Annotated in this window: 20 protein-coding genes; 18 read left to right on the forward strand and 2 right to left on the reverse strand. The window is 41.0% G+C overall.

Annotation, left to right across the window (positions count from 1 at the left end; translation table 11 throughout):
• Positions 1 to 2: 2 nt before the first annotated feature.
• The 5 genes from nuoN (at position 3) to spoIID (ending at position 5,398) form a co-directional block, all read left to right on the forward strand.
• The gene (gene nuoN, locus ACIQXN_RS04365) at positions 3 to 1,529 is read left to right on the forward strand and encodes an NADH-quinone oxidoreductase subunit NuoN (protein ID WP_402962207.1); all 1,527 of its coding nucleotides are present in this window, start codon (positions 3 to 5) and stop codon (positions 1,527 to 1,529) included.
• Positions 1,530 to 1,670: 141 nt separating this feature from the next.
• Positions 1,671 to 1,913: a DUF1146 family protein gene (locus tag ACIQXN_RS04370; RefSeq protein WP_402962209.1), complete on the forward strand. Its 243-nt coding sequence runs from the start codon at positions 1,671 to 1,673 to the stop codon at positions 1,911 to 1,913.
• 166 nt (positions 1,914 to 2,079) lie between these two features.
• Positions 2,080 to 2,829: a YwmB family TATA-box binding protein gene (locus ACIQXN_RS04375; protein ID WP_402962210.1), complete on the forward strand. Its 750-nt coding sequence runs from the start codon at positions 2,080 to 2,082 to the stop codon at positions 2,827 to 2,829.
• Between the two features lie 32 nt (positions 2,830 to 2,861).
• Positions 2,862 to 4,163 carry a UDP-N-acetylglucosamine 1-carboxyvinyltransferase gene (gene murA / locus ACIQXN_RS04380; RefSeq protein ID WP_402962212.1) on the forward strand — a complete coding sequence of 434 codons (1,302 nt, stop codon included), beginning with the start codon at positions 2,862 to 2,864 and terminating at the stop codon, positions 4,161 to 4,163.
• Positions 4,164 to 4,363: 200 nt separating this feature from the next.
• On the forward strand, positions 4,364 to 5,398 hold the full coding sequence (gene spoIID, locus ACIQXN_RS04385; RefSeq protein WP_402962214.1) for a stage II sporulation protein D: 1,035 nt from the start codon (positions 4,364 to 4,366) through the stop codon (positions 5,396 to 5,398).
• A 20-nt stretch (positions 5,399 to 5,418) separates the two neighbouring features.
• On the opposite strand, the gene ACIQXN_RS04390 is transcribed toward spoIID, so the two are convergent.
• On the reverse strand, positions 5,419 to 5,844 hold the full coding sequence (locus ACIQXN_RS04390; RefSeq protein ID WP_402962216.1) for a VanZ family protein: 426 nt from the start codon (positions 5,842 to 5,844) through the stop codon (positions 5,419 to 5,421).
• A 152-nt stretch (positions 5,845 to 5,996) separates the two neighbouring features.
• Between ACIQXN_RS04390 and spoIIQ the strand changes: the two genes are divergently transcribed.
• The 8 genes from spoIIQ (at position 5,997) to ACIQXN_RS04430 (ending at position 12,481) form a co-directional block, all read left to right on the forward strand.
• Complete coding sequence (spoIIQ, locus tag ACIQXN_RS04395) at positions 5,997 to 6,896, forward strand: stage II sporulation protein SpoIIQ (protein ID WP_402962218.1); 900 nt, start codon at positions 5,997 to 5,999, stop codon at positions 6,894 to 6,896.
• 455 nt (positions 6,897 to 7,351) lie between these two features.
• The gene (spoIIID, locus tag ACIQXN_RS04400) at positions 7,352 to 7,624 is read left to right on the forward strand and encodes a sporulation transcriptional regulator SpoIIID (RefSeq protein WP_402962220.1); all 273 of its coding nucleotides are present in this window, start codon (positions 7,352 to 7,354) and stop codon (positions 7,622 to 7,624) included.
• Between the two features lie 303 nt (positions 7,625 to 7,927).
• Positions 7,928 to 8,929 (forward strand): rod shape-determining protein, encoded by a 1,002-nt coding sequence (mreB, locus tag ACIQXN_RS04405; protein ID WP_402962222.1) that lies wholly within the window; start codon positions 7,928 to 7,930, stop codon positions 8,927 to 8,929.
• Positions 8,930 to 9,209: 280 nt separating this feature from the next.
• Positions 9,210 to 10,046, forward strand: a complete 837-nt coding sequence (locus ACIQXN_RS04410; RefSeq protein ID WP_402962224.1) for a flagellar hook-basal body protein — start codon at positions 9,210 to 9,212, stop codon at positions 10,044 to 10,046.
• A 54-nt stretch (positions 10,047 to 10,100) separates the two neighbouring features.
• Positions 10,101 to 10,949, forward strand: coding sequence for a flagellar hook-basal body protein (locus tag ACIQXN_RS04415; RefSeq protein ID WP_402962226.1), 849 nt, complete (start codon positions 10,101 to 10,103; stop codon positions 10,947 to 10,949).
• Between the two features lie 174 nt (positions 10,950 to 11,123).
• On the forward strand, positions 11,124 to 11,381 hold the full coding sequence (locus tag ACIQXN_RS04420; RefSeq protein ID WP_402962228.1) for a DNA-directed RNA polymerase subunit beta: 258 nt from the start codon (positions 11,124 to 11,126) through the stop codon (positions 11,379 to 11,381).
• A 118-nt stretch (positions 11,382 to 11,499) separates the two neighbouring features.
• Positions 11,500 to 11,928 (forward strand): 3-hydroxyacyl-ACP dehydratase FabZ, encoded by a 429-nt coding sequence (fabZ, locus tag ACIQXN_RS04425; protein ID WP_402962230.1) that lies wholly within the window; start codon positions 11,500 to 11,502, stop codon positions 11,926 to 11,928.
• 283 nt (positions 11,929 to 12,211) lie between these two features.
• Complete coding sequence (locus ACIQXN_RS04430) at positions 12,212 to 12,481, forward strand: hypothetical protein (RefSeq protein ID WP_402962232.1); 270 nt, start codon at positions 12,212 to 12,214, stop codon at positions 12,479 to 12,481.
• A gap of 79 nt (positions 12,482 to 12,560) precedes the next feature.
• On the opposite strand, the gene ACIQXN_RS04435 is transcribed toward ACIQXN_RS04430, so the two are convergent.
• On the reverse strand, positions 12,561 to 12,995 hold the full coding sequence (locus ACIQXN_RS04435) for a YwpF family protein (protein WP_402962234.1): 435 nt from the start codon (positions 12,993 to 12,995) through the stop codon (positions 12,561 to 12,563).
• A 321-nt stretch (positions 12,996 to 13,316) separates the two neighbouring features.
• Between ACIQXN_RS04435 and ssb the strand changes: the two genes are divergently transcribed.
• From ssb to ACIQXN_RS04460, 5 genes are all read left to right on the forward strand, one after another.
• Positions 13,317 to 13,682: a single-stranded DNA-binding protein gene (ssb, locus tag ACIQXN_RS04440; protein WP_402962236.1), complete on the forward strand. Its 366-nt coding sequence runs from the start codon at positions 13,317 to 13,319 to the stop codon at positions 13,680 to 13,682.
• A gap of 17 nt (positions 13,683 to 13,699) precedes the next feature.
• A complete protein-coding gene (locus ACIQXN_RS04445) occupies positions 13,700 to 13,999 on the forward strand; it encodes a hypothetical protein (RefSeq protein ID WP_402962238.1) in 300 nt (99 codons plus the stop codon).
• Positions 14,000 to 14,295: 296 nt separating this feature from the next.
• The gene (locus tag ACIQXN_RS04450; RefSeq protein WP_402962240.1) at positions 14,296 to 15,300 is read left to right on the forward strand and encodes an ABC transporter ATP-binding protein; all 1,005 of its coding nucleotides are present in this window, start codon (positions 14,296 to 14,298) and stop codon (positions 15,298 to 15,300) included.
• Positions 15,281 to 16,249 (forward strand): ABC transporter ATP-binding protein, encoded by a 969-nt coding sequence (locus ACIQXN_RS04455; RefSeq protein ID WP_402962242.1) that lies wholly within the window; start codon positions 15,281 to 15,283, stop codon positions 16,247 to 16,249. Before ACIQXN_RS04450 ends, ACIQXN_RS04455 begins: the two co-directional genes overlap by 20 nt.
• Before the next feature lie 47 nt (positions 16,250 to 16,296).
• Positions 16,297 to 17,913, forward strand: a complete 1,617-nt coding sequence (locus ACIQXN_RS04460; protein WP_402962244.1) for an ABC transporter substrate-binding protein — start codon at positions 16,297 to 16,299, stop codon at positions 17,911 to 17,913.
• The last annotated feature ends 92 nt before the right edge of the window (positions 17,914 to 18,005 follow it).

Below are 18,005 nucleotides of genomic sequence, written 5' to 3' on the forward strand. Positions count from 1 at the left end.
AGGTGGATTGGAACACGATGCTTTCATATCATTGGGGAGCGATGATGCCGGAGTTCATCATCCTTGGAACGGCGATGGCACTTTCCATATTGGATATATTCTGGCCGAAGCATTTTAATCGGAGGAAGCTTGCCTGGCTGGCTGTGACGGGAATCATACTAGCCTTTTTCTCTCTGATTAGTTTGTTGTCTTTTGAAACGGTAAGCATTTTATCCGATACGTTTCGTTTAGATTCATTTGCAAAAGCGTTTAAGCTAATTTTACTGCTCGGAGGGGGGCTTATCATCCTGCTTGCAGAAAGCTATGAGCCCAAGGAAGGCTTGAAGGAACATCGCGGGGAATTTTATTATCTATTCCTTGCGGCATTGCTTGGTGCGATGATCATGACTTCAAGTGGAGATTTGATAACGTTGTTTATCGGTCTGGAGTTACTCTCACTTTCTTCCTATATATTAGCGGGCGTACGGAAACAAAATCGTAAGTCCAATGAAGCGGCCATGAAATATGTAATAAACGGGGGGATTTCCACCGCTATCACTCTGTTTGGCATGAGTTATTTGTATGGTGTGACCGGATCGGTCAATTTGGGGGAAATGAGTCGAACGATGGCAGGCATGACAGATGGGCAGCTCCTATACATTACGGGAATTGCTTTTTTCATGGTTTTCATCGGATTAGCCTTTAAACTTGCCGCTGCTCCATTTCATATGTGGGCCCCGGATGTTTACGAGGGGGCACCTACACCGGTTACAGCCTTTTTAAGCGTCATATCGAAAACAGCGGGATTTGTCATCCTCCTGCGTATTTTCCTTTCATTGTTCCTATCTGCACCCGGGGATACTATCGGGGCGCTCGACTTTTTTGAGAAAAACAATGGATATGTTGCTTTTGTATCAGGGGTGACGATCATAGTAGGTAATGTGGTGGCGTTAAGGCAACAAAATTTAAAACGATTATTCGCTTATTCGAGCATCGCACATGCAGGTTACCTTCTGGTAGCCGTGACCACATTGGGTGGCGGATATTTCTTGATGGATACAGTCTGGTTTTACTTACTTGCCTATTTACTTATGAACTTGGGTGCTTTCGCGATCATTCAAGTGCTCTCGAGCCAAAGTGGTTCAGAGGATATCAGTATCCTTGCAGGCTTAGGTAGGAAATCGCCATATCTTGGCATAGCCTTTACCGTGTTTATTCTCTCATTAGCAGGCATTCCCGGAACGGCTGGCTTTATAGGGAAACTGAATATCTTTCTCGGTACTTTCATTACGGAACCTGGACATTATGTCCTTGCCGGGATCATGATAGCGGGGACGATCGTGTCTTATGTCTATTATTTTGGCTTATTGGTCCAAGTCTTTTTCCGTCCGGCCCATTCAGACAAGTTAATAAAGGTGCGCACAGGTTTGTCCATCGTTATAATGGTTTGTATAGGAGGCACGATTCTCTTTGGATTAGCTCCTAACCTGGCCTTTGATTTCCTGCATAACCATTTTGGTGATTTTAAAGACTTTATATCAAGTGAATGATATAATGCCTTTATCAGAGGCTGGTATTCAGTCTCTGTCTTTCAATTCTGAAATATTTCTTGCGGTTTTTCCTTTTTAATTCCAAATTTCAAGGGAATCTGTGATAGAATGGAAGACGGGTGTCTTTTAGGAGGTATGTACATGTTTTCACCAATGGGACAGCAAGCCTTGCTGGGGATAGTTTCCCACTTATTTTTCATTGCAGTTACATGGTGGGCTCTACAGGCCTTACATTTTGATAAGATATTAAGATCTAATTCGGTCCTTAAGGCCAGGGTATTATATATTTTATTAACGGTGGCGATAGGTTCTGTTGTGAGTAACTTCTTCCTTGACTACCTTGGGTTTGCTAACCAACTTCCTTATATGTTTAGTGAGGATTAAAAAGGCTATAAGGTTTCATTTATAGCAAAATATGATTCTACTCTTGTATTCGCCATTATTCTACTGATTTTTATAGCATTAGAAGAAAGCATCACCAATTGTCGGGAAATGCGAAGTATGAACTTCCCTTTTATGGAAATAATGCATAAAAGGGGAGGGATTTAACATGTTTGTAGTGAAGAAAAAAATGTTATCATACATAGTAATTCTTGGTTTGACGGTGATTTTAATTGGGAATAGTACAATTGCGGCAAAGGGTAAAGCCGATGTAGTCAAAATGGTGGAACTGCTGCAACAAGATAATTCAGTAAACATAGGAAATTGGTCTGTGTATGCACGAGAGATAAATGAAGAGATCACGAATAAACAAGAGTTTGAAAGAGAAGTGGTCGCTTTAAAACAACAGTATCCTCAATTTAATTGGTACCGGGAAGATGGCGCATCCGCCTTGAAGGCTGAGGCGTTCTTTTACCATGTCGATTCGGGTCTGACGGAATCTATTAAATTAATGACAACCGGAGATGAATCTGATAAAGTTACCTATGTTATTTACGAAGTGAAGGGACAAGAATGGAGGGAAGGCTATCCAGCCTACTTTACCAGCACGTACCAAAACAGAGTGGATGACATATTTAGGGGAACTCCTTCAATTTTTTCTTGTATTACAGGGTCTATCAATGATAATATGGATTCGATTTTAAACTCTAAAACCGAGAGCCTATTAGATAAATTCGAAGCGAGGGAAATTGAGAGTGTGCATGAAACAAACTTTACATCTATATCTGCACATTCAACTTTGTTTAAACAACCTTTGACTAAAGAAAAATTAAATTTGCAGTTTGGGCTACGGACAGAAGGATTGGGTGACCGGACGAACTTTGTAGTTGGCACACCAATCATAACGTTTGAATATTAATATAGAGAAAATGGACGCGGAGGGGAATACTTTTGGAAAAAATCATCGTTCGCGGCGGAAACAGGCTTAGCGGAACAGTAAAAGTAGAAGGTGCTAAAAACGCCGTTTTGCCAGTAATCGCTGCAACATTATTAGCAAGTGATGGGAAAAGTATCATTAAAGACGTTCCTACGCTCTCCGATGTATATACAATCAACGAAGTATTGCGCAACTTAAACACTGATGTTGCCTTTCAAGATAATCAAGTAACTGTAGATGCATCAAGAGAGTTATTAGACGAAGCACCATTTGAGTATGTACGTAAAATGAGAGCTTCCGTTTTAGTAATGGGGTCATTATTAGCAAGGAATGGCCGGGCCCGTGTCGCTTTACCGGGTGGCTGTGCCATCGGTTCCCGTCCTATCGATCAACATTTAAAAGGTTTTGAAGCGATGGGAGCAAAAGTGAAGGTCGGCAACGGCTTCATTGACGCTGAAGTAGAAGGCAGACTTAAGGGAGCAAGAGTGTACCTTGATTTCCCAAGTGTAGGTGCCACAGAAAACATTATGATGGCAGCGACACTTGCTGAAGGTACGACAATACTGGAAAACGTGGCGAAAGAGCCTGAAATCGTGGATCTAGCTAACTTCCTTAATAAAATGGGTGCCAAGGTTAAAGGCGCTGGTACGGGTACAATGAAAATTGAAGGTGTCCATAAATTATATGGGGCTGAACATTCAATTATACCTGACCGCATCGAGGCTGGAACATTTATGACAGCTGCCGCACTTACCGGTGGTAACGTACTTGTTCAAGGTGCGGTTCCTGAGCATCTAACTTCCCTTATTGCGAAAATGGAAGAGATGGGTATTACAATCATTGAAGAACAAGATGGATTGCGCGTAATTGGTCCAAAAACCTTGAAGGCCATCGATATTAAAACAATGCCACATCCTGGTTTCCCGACTGATATGCAATCCCAAATGATGGCTTTGTTATTGCGTGCTGAAGGAACAAGTATGATTACGGAAACAGTCTTTGAGAACCGTTTCATGCATGTTGAAGAATTCCGCCGCATGAATGCCAACGTTAAAATAGAAGGTCGTTCTGTTATCGTTAACGGTCCAACTAATCTTCAAGGGGCAGAAGTATCTGCCACTGACTTGCGTGCTGCTGCTGCGCTTATCCTGACTGGGTTGGTTGCAGAGGGAGTTACGCGTGTTACAGAATTGAAGCATCTTGACAGAGGATACGTGAATTTCCATGGTAAATTAGCATCTTTGGGTGCTGATGTGGAACGTATCAATGAAGAGGTCCCAGTAGAAACAAAAACGATAGCTGATTTGAACGCATAAGATTACCTATAAACCCATTCGGTTTCAGTCATTGAAACCGGATGGGTTTTTTGTTGTGCCCTGTAATAAGATCACTAACCTACCTTCCTGCCACTTTTCTATTCATAAAAGCTTGTCCTTCGACATACATTTATCATGTAGAGAAACCTGCTGCCTAAAAGTGCATGCAGCAGAGAACAAGTGTAGGGAGGCCCAGGAATTTGAAAGCAATGAAACCTGTGATTATACTATCCATAGCCGTAGCATTCGTCATAATCATGATTCCAGCAGTGCTTGTGCTTCCGTTTTCCAATGATGCTACAAGTGGAAAGTTAGCTGAACAAGTAGAGAAAAAAGAGAAGGAAGAAGGAAAAGAAGTGACTGCAAATGAAATGAGTTCCATTGATGTGGCTGTCTATAGATCAGTTACCAAAGAGATTCAAAAGCTCCCACTTGAGACATATCTATCTGGTGTAGTGGCAGCAGAAATGCCTGCAGATTTCGAGGAAGAGGCGTTGAAGGCGCAAGCGTTGACGGCAAGGACCTACATCGTGAATCAGTTGATGAGCAATAATCGCCGGGGGTTGCCAAAAGGAGCTGATGTAGGGGATACGGTCATGCACCAAGTTTATAAAAATGATAATGAGCTGAAGAAGCAGTGGGGCTCTGATTATAAATGGAAGATGAAGAAAATAGATAAAGCCATTAAGGAAACGGAAGGTAAGATACTAACTTATAAAGGAAATCCCATTACTGCTACCTTCTTTTCCACTAGTAATGGCTACACAGAGAATTCCGAGGAGTATTGGCAGGCAGAGTTCCCCTATTTGAAAAGCGTGTCCAGTCCATGGGATAAAGAATCGCCGAAATTCTATAATAAGATGGTGGTCGATGCGGGGGATTTCGAGAGGAAGTTAGGCGTAAGTTTATCATCGGGGACGACAATCGGTACAGTCGTTCAAAGGACAACCGGAAATCGAGTGGCTCTAGTTGAAATTGGAGGGAAGAAATTGACGGGTATGCAAATCCGGGAAAAACTCGGGTTGAATTCCTCCGACTTTGACTGGGAGCGTCAAGGCAATCAAATCGTCATTACGACAAAAGGATATGGTCATGGAGTGGGAATGAGCCAGTATGGTGCTAATGGAATGGCTCGTGAAGGAAAAAACTATGAGGATATCGTGAAGTACTATTACAAAGGTGTTAAAGTGCAGTCATCAAGTAAGTGGATCAATACCATGACCGCAAAAAAATGAGAGAAGGGATTACCCATCTCTCATTTTTTTTTGCCGAATTTTTCTATAAGGGTCAAGAAGCCACGTTTGTGTTTGAAGTAATGATATTGCACATGAAAATAGACGGCTAGCACTCCGATGATGTCCTTTGCCACATCAATCAAGGATGCAGAGCGGTATGGGATGAATGACTGGTGATATTCATCAACGATACCGTAAAGACCGGCAACGATTGCGGCTACCAAACTAAATCCAGGCTTCAACTTTTGATTTACAGCAAGTGCAGAAACGAATAATATATACAAAATCGCAAATTCAACTAAATGGAGGGCCTCTTTAATAAACCGGTCAATGGATGATGAAGGAAGGTCGAGAATGATATCATCGGGTTGACTGGACATAGTCCAAATGGCAATCATATATAGAAAAGGTAGAATCGTTACTAAGATCTTAAGGGTTTTTTTCATCAATCAAACATCCTTCAACAGTGAGATACCAAACATTTTACCATTCTACGAATAAAATCGGATTCTTTTTCATAAAATAAATCTAAAATTTTTTTACCTAAGATGTATATATTCTTGGCAAAATGTTCAGAATGGTTGCTGAGGTGATTAATATGAGAGAGGAAGAAAAAAGACCAACTTCCAAAATCCAACGTATACTTAAAAAGCGTTGGGCATTATCAGCAATCTACATCGCAAGTGCAGCCATAATCTTAGCCGCGGCCTTTTTATTACAAAATAGTTTTGATGATTCAGCTAAGGATGAGAAAAAGGATTTAGCTGAAACCGGAAAAAACTATGATCAGCCTTCAGTCGAAGTCAATAGTGATCTGGAAACCGTTAAGATGCCTGTAGCCAATGCCGCTAAAACAGTCATCAAAAAACAATTCTATGATGTGAATGCAGATGAAAAGGCACAAGAAGACGCGTTAGTTTTCTACAACAATAGATATGAGCAGAACAAAGGGATCGACATCGCCATGGAAGATGGAAAATCTTTCGATGTAAAAGCATCATTAAGCGGAAATGTAGCGAAAGTGCAAGAAGACGCCCTTCTTGGCAATTTAATTGAAGTTGAGCATGAAGATGGTGTGGTCACACGTTATCAATCCGTTAAGGACATCAAGGTTGCCGTTGGGGACAAAGTGAAACAGGGACAAGCTATCGCTACTTCAGGTAAAAGCCAGATCAATGAAGAGGCAGGCGTCCACGTTCATTTCGAAATCAGAAAAGATGGCATCGCGTTGAACCCAGTTGATTTCATTGAAAAACAAGCATCCGCTATTCAAACAGCAACTGAAGAAACAAAAGATAGCACGGATGACTCAGCTGACAAAGAAGAAGCACCAGCCGTCGAGGATTCTGAAAAAGGTGCGGAGGAATCTCCAGCCGTTGATGAATCAGATGCAGGTACTGAGTTAGAAAAGGGCACAGAAGATGGAAACGCCATTCCGGATGAAGACTCTTCCGAGAAAAGCGACACTGTAGAGGATTCGTTAAAAGAAGCAAATTAATAAAAAATACAAGCAAAACATAAACCATGTTAAGATGTACAACAACTGAAAAATTGGTAAAGGGGGAGCCGTTCTACATGAACGGCTCCTTCTTTTGGTGAATAAGCAAAGGCCATGCATGCGATTTTTAATTCGAGAAAATAGTGGTATTTACAAGAAGAAATCTGAACTTCTGACAAATTTCTCGGGAAATAATGTGGTTTTTAGAAAGGTAACTGGTTGAATACGATAAATAAAGCGAAAAGCTCTGTCCCATTAGGCATATATTCTTAACCAAGCTAATAAGATGTTATAAACCATGCAAAGAGAGTGTTTGAGGTGAGGAATCGTTTATTACAAAAAACCTAATAGTTGATCATTCTATCTTTCATTGTTTATAAGACAGGGGTATTCGATTCGAAAAATACGAATCTCATTTCACACTTCTCACATCCAATTTGGGGAGGTCGAGTGGTGTGCACGATTACATCAAAGAAAGAACTATCAAGATAGGCAAGTATATCGTGGAAACTAGAAAAACGGTCCGCGTCATTGCTAAAGAATTCGGTGTCTCTAAGAGTACAGTCCATAAAGACTTAACGGAGAGACTTCCGGAAATTAATCCTGAATTGGCTAACGAAGTGAAGGATATATTGGATTACCATAAATCCATTCGTCACCTTCGGGGTGGAGAAGCGACAAAGCTAAAATATAAACGAACAGAACAAGAAGAGGAAATAGCTAAGTAAATCATTTAAAAAAAGATTCCGGAAATTGGAAATGATTCTGAAGATTTGGGGTATGGACAAAGGACTGCATAAATTTGTGATTCCTTTTTTCATCCTTACTTAAGAATCTCCAACCCGGAATTTTTTAATGGATTAATTTTGTTAATATGGAAATCCTTAATATACCTATGTTTAATTAAATAATCAGTAGAGGTTTTGAATTTATTTATATTTCATACTACTTTGTGAACTGGCGATATGGTAAAATAAACAATTAGGACAGAAGTAGGTTTTATGTGAGGATATTCAAGGAGGATTTAAGAAATGTTTGCTAGAGATATTGGGATAGATCTTGGAACAGCCAATGTTCTAATACATGTCAAAGGTAAAGGAATCGTGTTAAATGAGCCTTCGGTAGTAGCGATTGATAAGAATTCAAATCGAGTTCTTGCCGTCGGTGAAGAGGCTCGTAAAATGGTAGGCCGGACACCTGGAAATATTGTTGCAATTCGCCCTCTAAAAGATGGTGTCATTGCTGATTTCGATGTAACGGAAATGATGCTTAAGCATTTTATAAATAAGTTAAATGTGAAAGGCTTTCTTTCTAAGCCAAGAATTTTGATTTGCTGTCCAACAAACATTACAAGTGTTGAACAGAAAGCAATCAAAGAGGCTGCAGAAAAAAGCGGTGGAAAGAAAGTATTCCTTGAAGAAGAGCCTAAAGTGGCAGCTATCGGCGCCGGCATGGATATTTTCCAACCAAGCGGTAACATGGTCGTAGATATTGGTGGTGGAACAACGGACATCGCGGTTCTTTCAATGGGCGATATCGTCACATCTTCTTCCATCAAAATGGCTGGTGACAAATTCGATAATGAAATCTTAAATTACGTTAAACGTAAGTATAAGCTCCTAATCGGGGAACGTACAGCGGAAAATATCAAAATGCAGGTTGCAACGGTCTTCCCTGGTTCACGCAACGAAGAAATTGATATACGTGGACGTGATATGGTTTCAGGATTACCAAGGACCATCTCCGTTAATTCGGAAGAAATCGAGGAAGCGCTGAGGGAACAAGTTTCCATTATCGTACAAGCTGCGAAAGCTGTGCTTGAACGGACACCACCAGAACTTTCTGCCGATATCATTGACCGTGGCGTCATTTTAACGGGCGGAGGGGCCTTGCTTCATGGAATCGACCTGCTTTTAGCAGAAGAACTTAAAGTCCCTGTACTAGTGGCAGAACGGCCAATGGATTGCGTAGCGATTGGAACGGGAATCATGCTAGATAATATGGACAAATTGCCACGACGCAAATTCAATTAAAAAGCGGACGTAAAAATCTGCATTATAAGATAAGGGTCTAAGGTTCAGACACACAGAAGCATAGTGAAAGTCCGTGCAGTTCTCGTACTTATGAGCAATAGACCCTCTTCTTTTATTTGAACATTTAACACTATTCCTTTAAATCTGACCTAGCCTAAAATAATAGATGAATCCTTCTGCTCCAACGCATTTTCTTTTTCGCTTAAATATAGACGTTTATATCCGATAAGATAGATATAAGAAATGAACGGAATATATTTGTAGAATGAGGAGTGAAAAAATGTTAAGAGGTTTTTATACAGCGGCTTCTGGAATGCTTACACAGCAAAGACGGACAGAGATGCTGACAAATAATATATCCAATGCGAATACTACAGGGTATAAAGCCGATCAAACGAGCGTACGATCTTTTCCGGAATTGTTACTAGGTAATATGCAAAGTAATGCAATTCCTACTGATAATAAATTAAGTATGCCTAAGATGTCTCAAGTGGGCAGCCTTAGTACAGGCGTTTACGTACAAGAAGCGAATCCTTTATTCACACAGGGTACGCTTGAAGAAACGGAGCTTAATACGGATATTGCCTTAGCAGACGAAAATCTTCCGATCAATGAAGAAACGGGGAAGACCGGGTCGGTCCTTTTTACCGTTCAAGATAATGACGGCCAATTACGTTATACGAGAGACGGCAGTTTTACACTGGATGGACAAGGTTATTTAACGACTCCTAGAGGCTATTATGTACTGGATGAGAATAATGAACGGATCCAACTTGAGAGTGATCGATTCACGGTGACCGATAACGGCGCTATTTTAGAAGGGAATATTCAAACGGCCCGCCTTGGCGTTGGGTATTCAGACAATCCATCTAATCAGCTTGTGAAAGATGGCGAAGGACTATACCGAGCTGTTGATGATCCTTTACCGAGTGCTTATGCTACTGAAGAGCTGGACTTCTCGACGAAACAAGGTTTCCTGGAGGGTTCAAATGTCGACCAATCAAGGACAATGACGGAAATGATGTCAGCGTACCGCTCCTTTGAAGCGAATCAAAAAGTCCTTCAAGCCTATGATAAGAGTCTGGACAAAGCGGTTAATGAAGTGGGTAAGCTCTAATTCATTGATGTGTAGAAGAGGTCTTCGGAAATTTGAACAGGTAGGGGAATGTCCATGAATCGAACTATGCTAACAGCGACGAATACACTTAATCAAATTCAAAGTCAAATCGATCAAATCAGTAATAATATTGCCAATGTGGATACGACGGCCTATAAAAAGACACAAACCAGCTTTAGTGATTTGTTAACTCAAAGCTTTAACAACCAGCCGAGCGAGACGAAGGAAATTGGACGGTTGACAACGCCTGGAATTCGACAAGGAACGGGTGCCAGACTGAACCCATCCCAAATCGTGCTGACACAAGGGTCTTTGAAGAATACCGACCGCAACCTGGATGTGGCATTGACGAAGGAAGATTTATTCTTCACGATAAATGTACAGGATGAAGAAGGGACCAATACCCGTTTAACGAGGGATGGAGCTTTTTACTTATCCCCTAATGAGGGGAATCCAGACCAAATGATGCTCGTTACCTCTGCAGGGAATCAAGTACTTGATGAATATGGAGACCCGATTCTTATTGATGGAAGCATCAAAGATATAAAAGTATCAGAAGAAGGTATAATGACGGTGGATACAGAAGAATATGGAGAGCAAAGCTATGGTCTTGGTGTGGTTTCTGTAAACAAACCGCAATTCCTTGAACAGTTAGGCGGCAATCTACTTGGACTTCCCGCCAACCTTGAAGGAATGGACGTTACGGAAGAGGGTATCATGACGTTATTGACGGGTGATGATCGTAGAGAAATCGCAGTTAAACAAGGCTCACTGGAGTCTTCAAACGTCGATCTTTCTAAAGAGATGACGGATTTAATTACTGCCCAACGTCAATATCAATTTCAATCGAGGGCAATTACGATGGCCGATCAAATGGGTGGACTCATTAATGGGATTCGGTGAGCGGGATAGGATTAAATCATGACTTTAGGTTTCATATTGAAGCGTTTTTCATTTATACTTTAGCAAAGAGGATCGTTGACGCTCATACATTTTGATATAACATGTGATGGAATGTAAGCTAGAGACCCTTATTATTCGGCGAGTTTTCTGAGAAAAAGGAGCTTTTGTATCTGTATGGAACAAAAAAGTGTAATGAGACAAGAAGTGAATGAAGAAGTCAAAGAAGTCAAAGGAACACAACCAAACCAGAGAATCAGGGTCCGGTTTTTGCCGATTTGGCTTCGTTTGCTTATTATCATGGGATTGATTATCATTGCTTTAATAGCTGGTTCGCTTATAGGGTATAGTGTGATTGGTGGAGGGCAAGCAACGGATGTTTTTAAAAAATCCACGTGGACCCATATTATCGATATTGTAAATGAGGGCGCATAGAAACAGTCCGTCGTCATAGGGCCTATTGTTTAATATTCCAATTGTACGTGCCTCTTCCTCATTACGGGAGGGGCGAATTTTCGTTAAAGACCAGCAAACATTATTAGGAGGAATCGAAATGTTAGACATTACTGAAATAAAGGACATCATTCCCCATCGGTACCCTTTTTTATTGGTGGACCGAATTATTGAAGTTGAAGAAGGAAAAAGAGCTGTAGGGTTGAAAAATGTTTCAGCCAATGAAGAATTTTTTAATGGGCACTTTCCGGATTACCCTGTTATGCCTGGTGTATTAATTGTAGAGGCTTTGGCGCAAGTAGGTGCTGTAGCCGTTTTGAAACAAGAGGAATTCAAAGGGCGTTTGGCCTTTTTTGCGGGAATTGATAATTGCCGATTCAAGCGTCAGGTAAGACCCGGCGATCAACTTCGACTCGAAGTGGAAATATTACGTCTAAGAGGAACGGTTGGTAAGGGAAAAGCGGTTGCGACAGTAGACGGCGAGGTTGCTTGTGAAACGGAAATCATGTTTGCTTTTGGAGATAAATAAGCAAAAGGATTAATGGAATTCACCGTTTTAGCATAAAATGCTTAAGTTTACCCAATTAAGTGTAAATAATACATATACGATGCAGATGTTAGCTACATTAATTGCAGTTGGTTTTTTTAAACCATTTCTTTTATTCTCCCTTTGATGCCGGGCATATATGTCCGGCATCTTTTATTTGTGTTTTAAGGTACATGCATTTTTTACTAATTTAAAATAAGGCGCAAGTTATTTTTACATTCGGGCAAAATACCTAATGATTAAGAAAGAAGGGAGGTTGCCAAACATGATGAAGAAAAAACTTTTTGCGCTAATCGGGGGAACTTTGATGTCTGCTATGTTCCTTGCCGGTTGTGGAACGAATGATGATGATAACAATCCAGCACCTGAAAATGATAACATGATCGAAGAAAATCAAAACGGTAACGATGGAAATAACCTGGATACAGATAATGACGGAATGATTGAAAACGATGATACGATTAATGAAGATGAAAACAAAACAGATGGAATGATTGAAGACGCTGAGAGAAAAGGCGAAGATGAAATGAAATAATTTGGAACAGTAAAGAAGACTGGCTTAGCGAAGGAGGGAGAAAATCCCTTCAGCTAAAGCCAGTTTTTTCTTTTAAGGACTAATTATAAGTGGCCAGTTTAGGCCTGGATTTGATCTTTTCCTTGAACTCTTTAATCAACTCTTCGCCTTCTAACCCTTTGTGAACTAAATCCTCAAGAAGAAGTTCTGCATATTTTGTGCGATTTTTTTTGATATGACCGACAAAAAGGAGGCTATAGTGATCGCCGACTTTTTTTACGGTACGCAAGTTGGTATTGAATAGAGCGGGTTCATTGTCTTTTTTAGTAATAACGGCCTGAATCGTCACTTCTCCATCTATAGCGGGAAGAGAGGACGCAAACTCGTTATACTGGCTTTCTGCCACAAAGGCTTCAAGGAGCCAAGTGCTGACCTCATTTTCTTTATTAATAATGAGTCCATCGGCTAATGGTATATCAATTAATCGTGAATCCTCTGTAACTATTTGTAGATAGATTAATTTGAAAGATTTCATTAAATACCTCCATTCCTTTGCCATATGAAGCAGAGACAATCAAATGTATAGTTTCTACCTGTATACCCTTTTACAGGTAATTATATCATACTAGAATATTGTGAATTTTAAAATTAAAAACCTAATTGATGGTAAAAGTAAAAAAAGTTGGATTCTGTTCATTTTTTCATTTTCTTAGTATTACTTCCCTGAAAACGACTTTTAGGATATGTGAAAACGGTTTTATTGGAGCCGAAATGTGTATGAATCAATATTTTATCGATTTCCCCTTTTGAAAAGAAGTCATTATGATAAGAGCATGAAAGGGAAAGGAGGAAAAAGATGATCAATCAAGTAACCCTTGTCGGACGATTAACGAAGGACCCCGATTTAAGGTACACACCGGATGGCAAGGCGGTATCCAATATCACGCTAGCTGTGAACCGTAACTTTCGAAATAACGAAGGGGACTACGAGGCTGACTTTGTACATTGCACCATTTGGAAAAAAACAGCTGAAAACACAGCACAGTATTGCAAGAAAGGCTCGATTATTGGCGTTACTGGCAGAATCCAAACGAGGAGGTATGACAACCAAGAAGGTAAAAAAGTGTATGTCACGGAAGTCGTTGCCGAGTTGGTTCAATTCATAGGGACTAAACAGCAAAAAGAAGAAAAGACAAAGGACTTCGAGCATATTGGCTTATAGTTACTTGGAGGTGAAACATGAGTGAAGGAAATAAAAAGCTTCCCGGTGGACAGGCAAGAATCCCTCTCCTTTTCAGCTCGGTACAGGACAAGCAGCGGCTGGAAGAACTCATCGGTGATTTAATTCGTCATGTTGCGAAGACGCATGTGCAGACAAAAGTGAATGAAGATGAACTGCATCACCTTAAGATGAAGGTGGCCCAATTAGAATCGCATAACAAGTATTTATATGAGCATAATGAAAAATTAGAAAAAAGGATTAAACATTTAGAACATAACAGTAAATTTACAGAAAATAGTTATCTTCAAAAAGCATAATATTGAACAGGTCCTTATATGTCTCACGTTCCCCAAAGCCGACCTGGCTTTTGCCCCGGATTACCTCCGTCTCTTCCCCTAAATGGAATCAATTAGGCTTGATTCCCCTCTTAAAAAATGACTGTAACCTTACAGTCATTTTTTATTTTTTAAGTTAATACCAAAGAACTAATTTGAAATATTATTCTGTTAAGTTAGAATTTTAAGAAAATATATTGTAAAATTTTAAGTTTGATGTAATAATAAACCAAATAATATTAAAAAATGTAAACTAAAGATATATAGGAAGTGATGTTATGAGCGTTCCAATTATTGAGGTCAATGGGTTACGGACCAGCTTTCTTACTGACGACGGAGAAATACCTGTCGTGAATTCCATCGATTTTCATGTTAATCCTGGTGAGGTGTTAGGGATTGTCGGGGAGTCGGGCTGTGGGAAAAGTGTAACCTCCTTGTCCATTATGGGACTTGTTCCTTCGCCTACCGGGAAGGTAGAGGGAGAAATAAAGTTTAAAGGAAGTAATATAGCCAACGCATCTGAAGCCAAAATGCGAAAGATTCGTGGAAATGAAATCGCAATGATTTTTCAGGAACCGATGACAAGCTTGAATCCCGTCTTTACAATCGGAGAACAATTGGTAGAGACACTCCGAATACATAGAAAATGGAATAAAAAACAGGCCCGCCAAAGAGCGGTGGATATGTTGAAATTGGTTGGACTTGGACGAGCTGAAGAATTGATTGATGAATACCCACATCAACTTTCGGGTGGGATGAGACAGCGTGTCATGATTGCCATGGCTATGATTTGTGAACCAAAGCTTCTCATAGCAGACGAACCGACTACAGCCTTGGATGTCACGATACAAGCCCAGATCCTAGAATTGATGAAGAATTTGAATAAAGAAACAGATACAGCCATCATGATGATTACTCATGACCTTGGCGTAGTGGCACAAATGTGTCAGCGTGTCATTGTGATGTATGCCGGGAGGGTAGTCGAAGAAGGAAAAGTGCAAACGGTTTTTCAAAATCCTAAGCACCCGTATACAATCGGCCTTCTGCAATCAATCCCCGATATGCGCATAAAGAAGGATCGGCTATATTCAATCCCCGGAAATGTGCCTAAACCAGGTTCTAGCAAGCTGGGCTGTCAGTTTGCCCCTCGCTGTTCTCATGCGATGGAGCAATGCTTGAGTGAAACCCCGTCTCTGCGGACATTTGAAGAAGGGCAACAAGTGCGTTGTTGGCTGTATGAAGATGCGAAAGGAGCACCATTGCATGACTCAACCGTTAGTTAAGGTAGAAAACCTAAAGAAGCATTTCCCAATCAAAGGGGGGGTGCTTGGGAAAACGATAGGTGAAGTGAAGGCTGTTGATGGCTTGTCATTCTCCATTCACAAAGGGGAGACGCTGGGCCTTGTTGGTGAAAGCGGATGCGGTAAGTCTACGACGGGAAGGCTTTTGCTTCGATTACTTGAGCCTAGTGAAGGCAATGTTTATTTCGAAGGCAAGGACCTGACGAAACTATCCACCCGTGAAATGAGGAGGATGCGCCGTGAAATGCAAATGGTCTTTCAAGACCCATTCGCTTCGCTTAATCCGAGGCACACAGTCGAAAAGATACTGGAAGAACCGCTAATCGTTCATGGTGTCAAAGATAAGAAAGAACGAAAAAAGCGTGTGCAGGAGCTACTCAAAGTTGTGGGTTTAAGCAGTTACCACGCCAAGCGGTACCCACATCAGTTCAGTGGTGGTCAAAGGCAACGTATAGGCATCGCCAGGGCGCTAGCCGTTAATCCGAAGCTGATAATCGCGGATGAGCCTGTTTCGGCATTGGATGTATCCATTCAAGCGCAGGTGTTGAATCTCCTTCAAGATTTGCAAAAGGATTTTGACCTCACCTATCTATTCATTGCACATGATCTTGGCGTCGTGAGGCATATCTCAGATCGTGTTGGCGTCATGTATCTTGGACATATTGTTGAGCTGACAGAAAGCGAAGGACTTTATGAAGACCCGCTGCACCCCTATACACAGGCCTTATTATCGGCAGTACCGATTCCGGATGTTGAGTATAAGGGAGATAGGGTCATATTGCAGGGAGATGTCCCTAGTCCATCCAATCCACCGAGTGGCTGCCCATTCCATACAAGATGTCCAAAAGCGATGGCAGAATGCAGTACAGTAAAACCGGTTTTACAGGAACATAAACCAGGTCACTACGTCTCTTGTCATTTATATAATTGATTTGACTGGACGTATATATATATTCATAGAAAACAAGGGGGAAGAATATGAAGAAGACAATGGCTTTATTGTTAACCAGTATTTTAGCAATTTCACTTGCTCTTGCTGGCTGTTCATCATCGACATCGAAAGATAAAGATGATAAAGGCGGCTCAGGAGAAGCAAAAGGTGGCGGGGTTTTAATCTACGGTAAAGGCGGAGATGCAGTTTCACTTGATCCCGCTATCGTAACGGATGGCGAGTCTTACATCGTCACACAGCAAATCTATGAAACACTTGTGAAATACGGAGAAGATAATACAGAAATCGAACCAGGACTTGCAGAGTCATGGGAAGTTTCCAAAGATGCGAAAACGTACACGTTCAAGTTGAAAACAGGCATCAAGTTCCATGATGGCACTGACTTCAACGCTGAAGCGGTCGTCAAGAACTTCCAGCGCTGGGCAAAAAGTAAGGATGAAGCGAAGTTTGCTTATTATGCTTCCATGTTCGGTGGTTTTGAAGGCGACGAAGGCCACGTTATCAAAGAAGTAAAAGCTCTTGATGATAGCACAGTGGAATTCACGCTAGTACGTCCGCAAGCACCATTCTTGAAAAACGTGGCGATGTCACCATTTGCCATTGCAAGTCCGACTGCCGTTGAAAAAGGCGGAGACAATTTTGGCAAGAATCCGTCTGGAACAGGTCCTTTCAAATTTAAATCATGGAAACCAGGCGACACGATTGAAGTCGTGAAAAATGAAGACTATTGGCAAGAAGGATTACCAAAACTTGATGGCATCACTTTTAAAGTCATCAAAGATAACTCTGCTCGTTTGAATGCGGCAATCAAAGGTGAAGTTGACCTAATGGACGGATTGAACCCAAGTGACATCAGCAAAGTGACAGGGGACAAAAACCTTCAAATCTTTGAACGTCCATCCATGAACGTTGGCTACTTTGGATTCAATGTTGAAAAAGCGCCATTTGATAAAAAAGAAGTGCGTCAAGCCATTTCCCATTTGATCAACAAACAGGAAATCATCGATAACTTCTTTGAAGGAACGGCTGAGCCTGCGAAGAATCCGATGCCACCATCCGTTTCTGGATACAACGACAACATCAAAGATTATGAATACGACGTTGAAAAAGCAAAAGAACTATTGAAAAAGGCTGGACTTGAAAAAGGATTCAAAATGGATCTATGGGCCATGCCGGTACCACGTCCATATATGCCTGATGGACAAAAAGTCGCTGAAGCCATTCAAGCAAGTCTGAAACAAGTCAATATTGAAGCCAATATCATGACGTATGAGTGGGCTGCATACTTGGAAAAAGTACAAGCCGGTGAAGCTCCATCGTTCATGCTTGGCTGGACTGGCGATAATGGAGATGCCGATAACTTCCTGTATACATTATTGGATAAAGATACGATCGGCTCGAACAACTACTCTCGCTATGCAAACGAAGAAGTCCATAAATTATTGATTGAAGCTCAATCTACTGCAGATGAAGCGAAACGTAATGAGCTATACGGAAAAGCACAGGAAATCATACATGAAGAAGCACCTTGGGTACCACTTGTACATTCATTGCCACAATTAGCTGGTACTAAGACAATCAAAGGATTCGTTCCGCATCCTACAGGTTCTCAGTCTCTAATTAACGTGTCAATCGAAAATTAATTGTACGGACCGGGGGGTATGAAGGTATGCTCCCCGGTTTTGTCATGCGAAGTTTAAAGAGGTAAAGAATGAAGGGCGATTAAAAAGCCCAT

Source organism: Peribacillus sp. NPDC097295 (genome assembly GCF_044761665.1).
Lineage (GTDB): Bacteria > Bacillota > Bacilli > Bacillales > DSM-1321 > Peribacillus.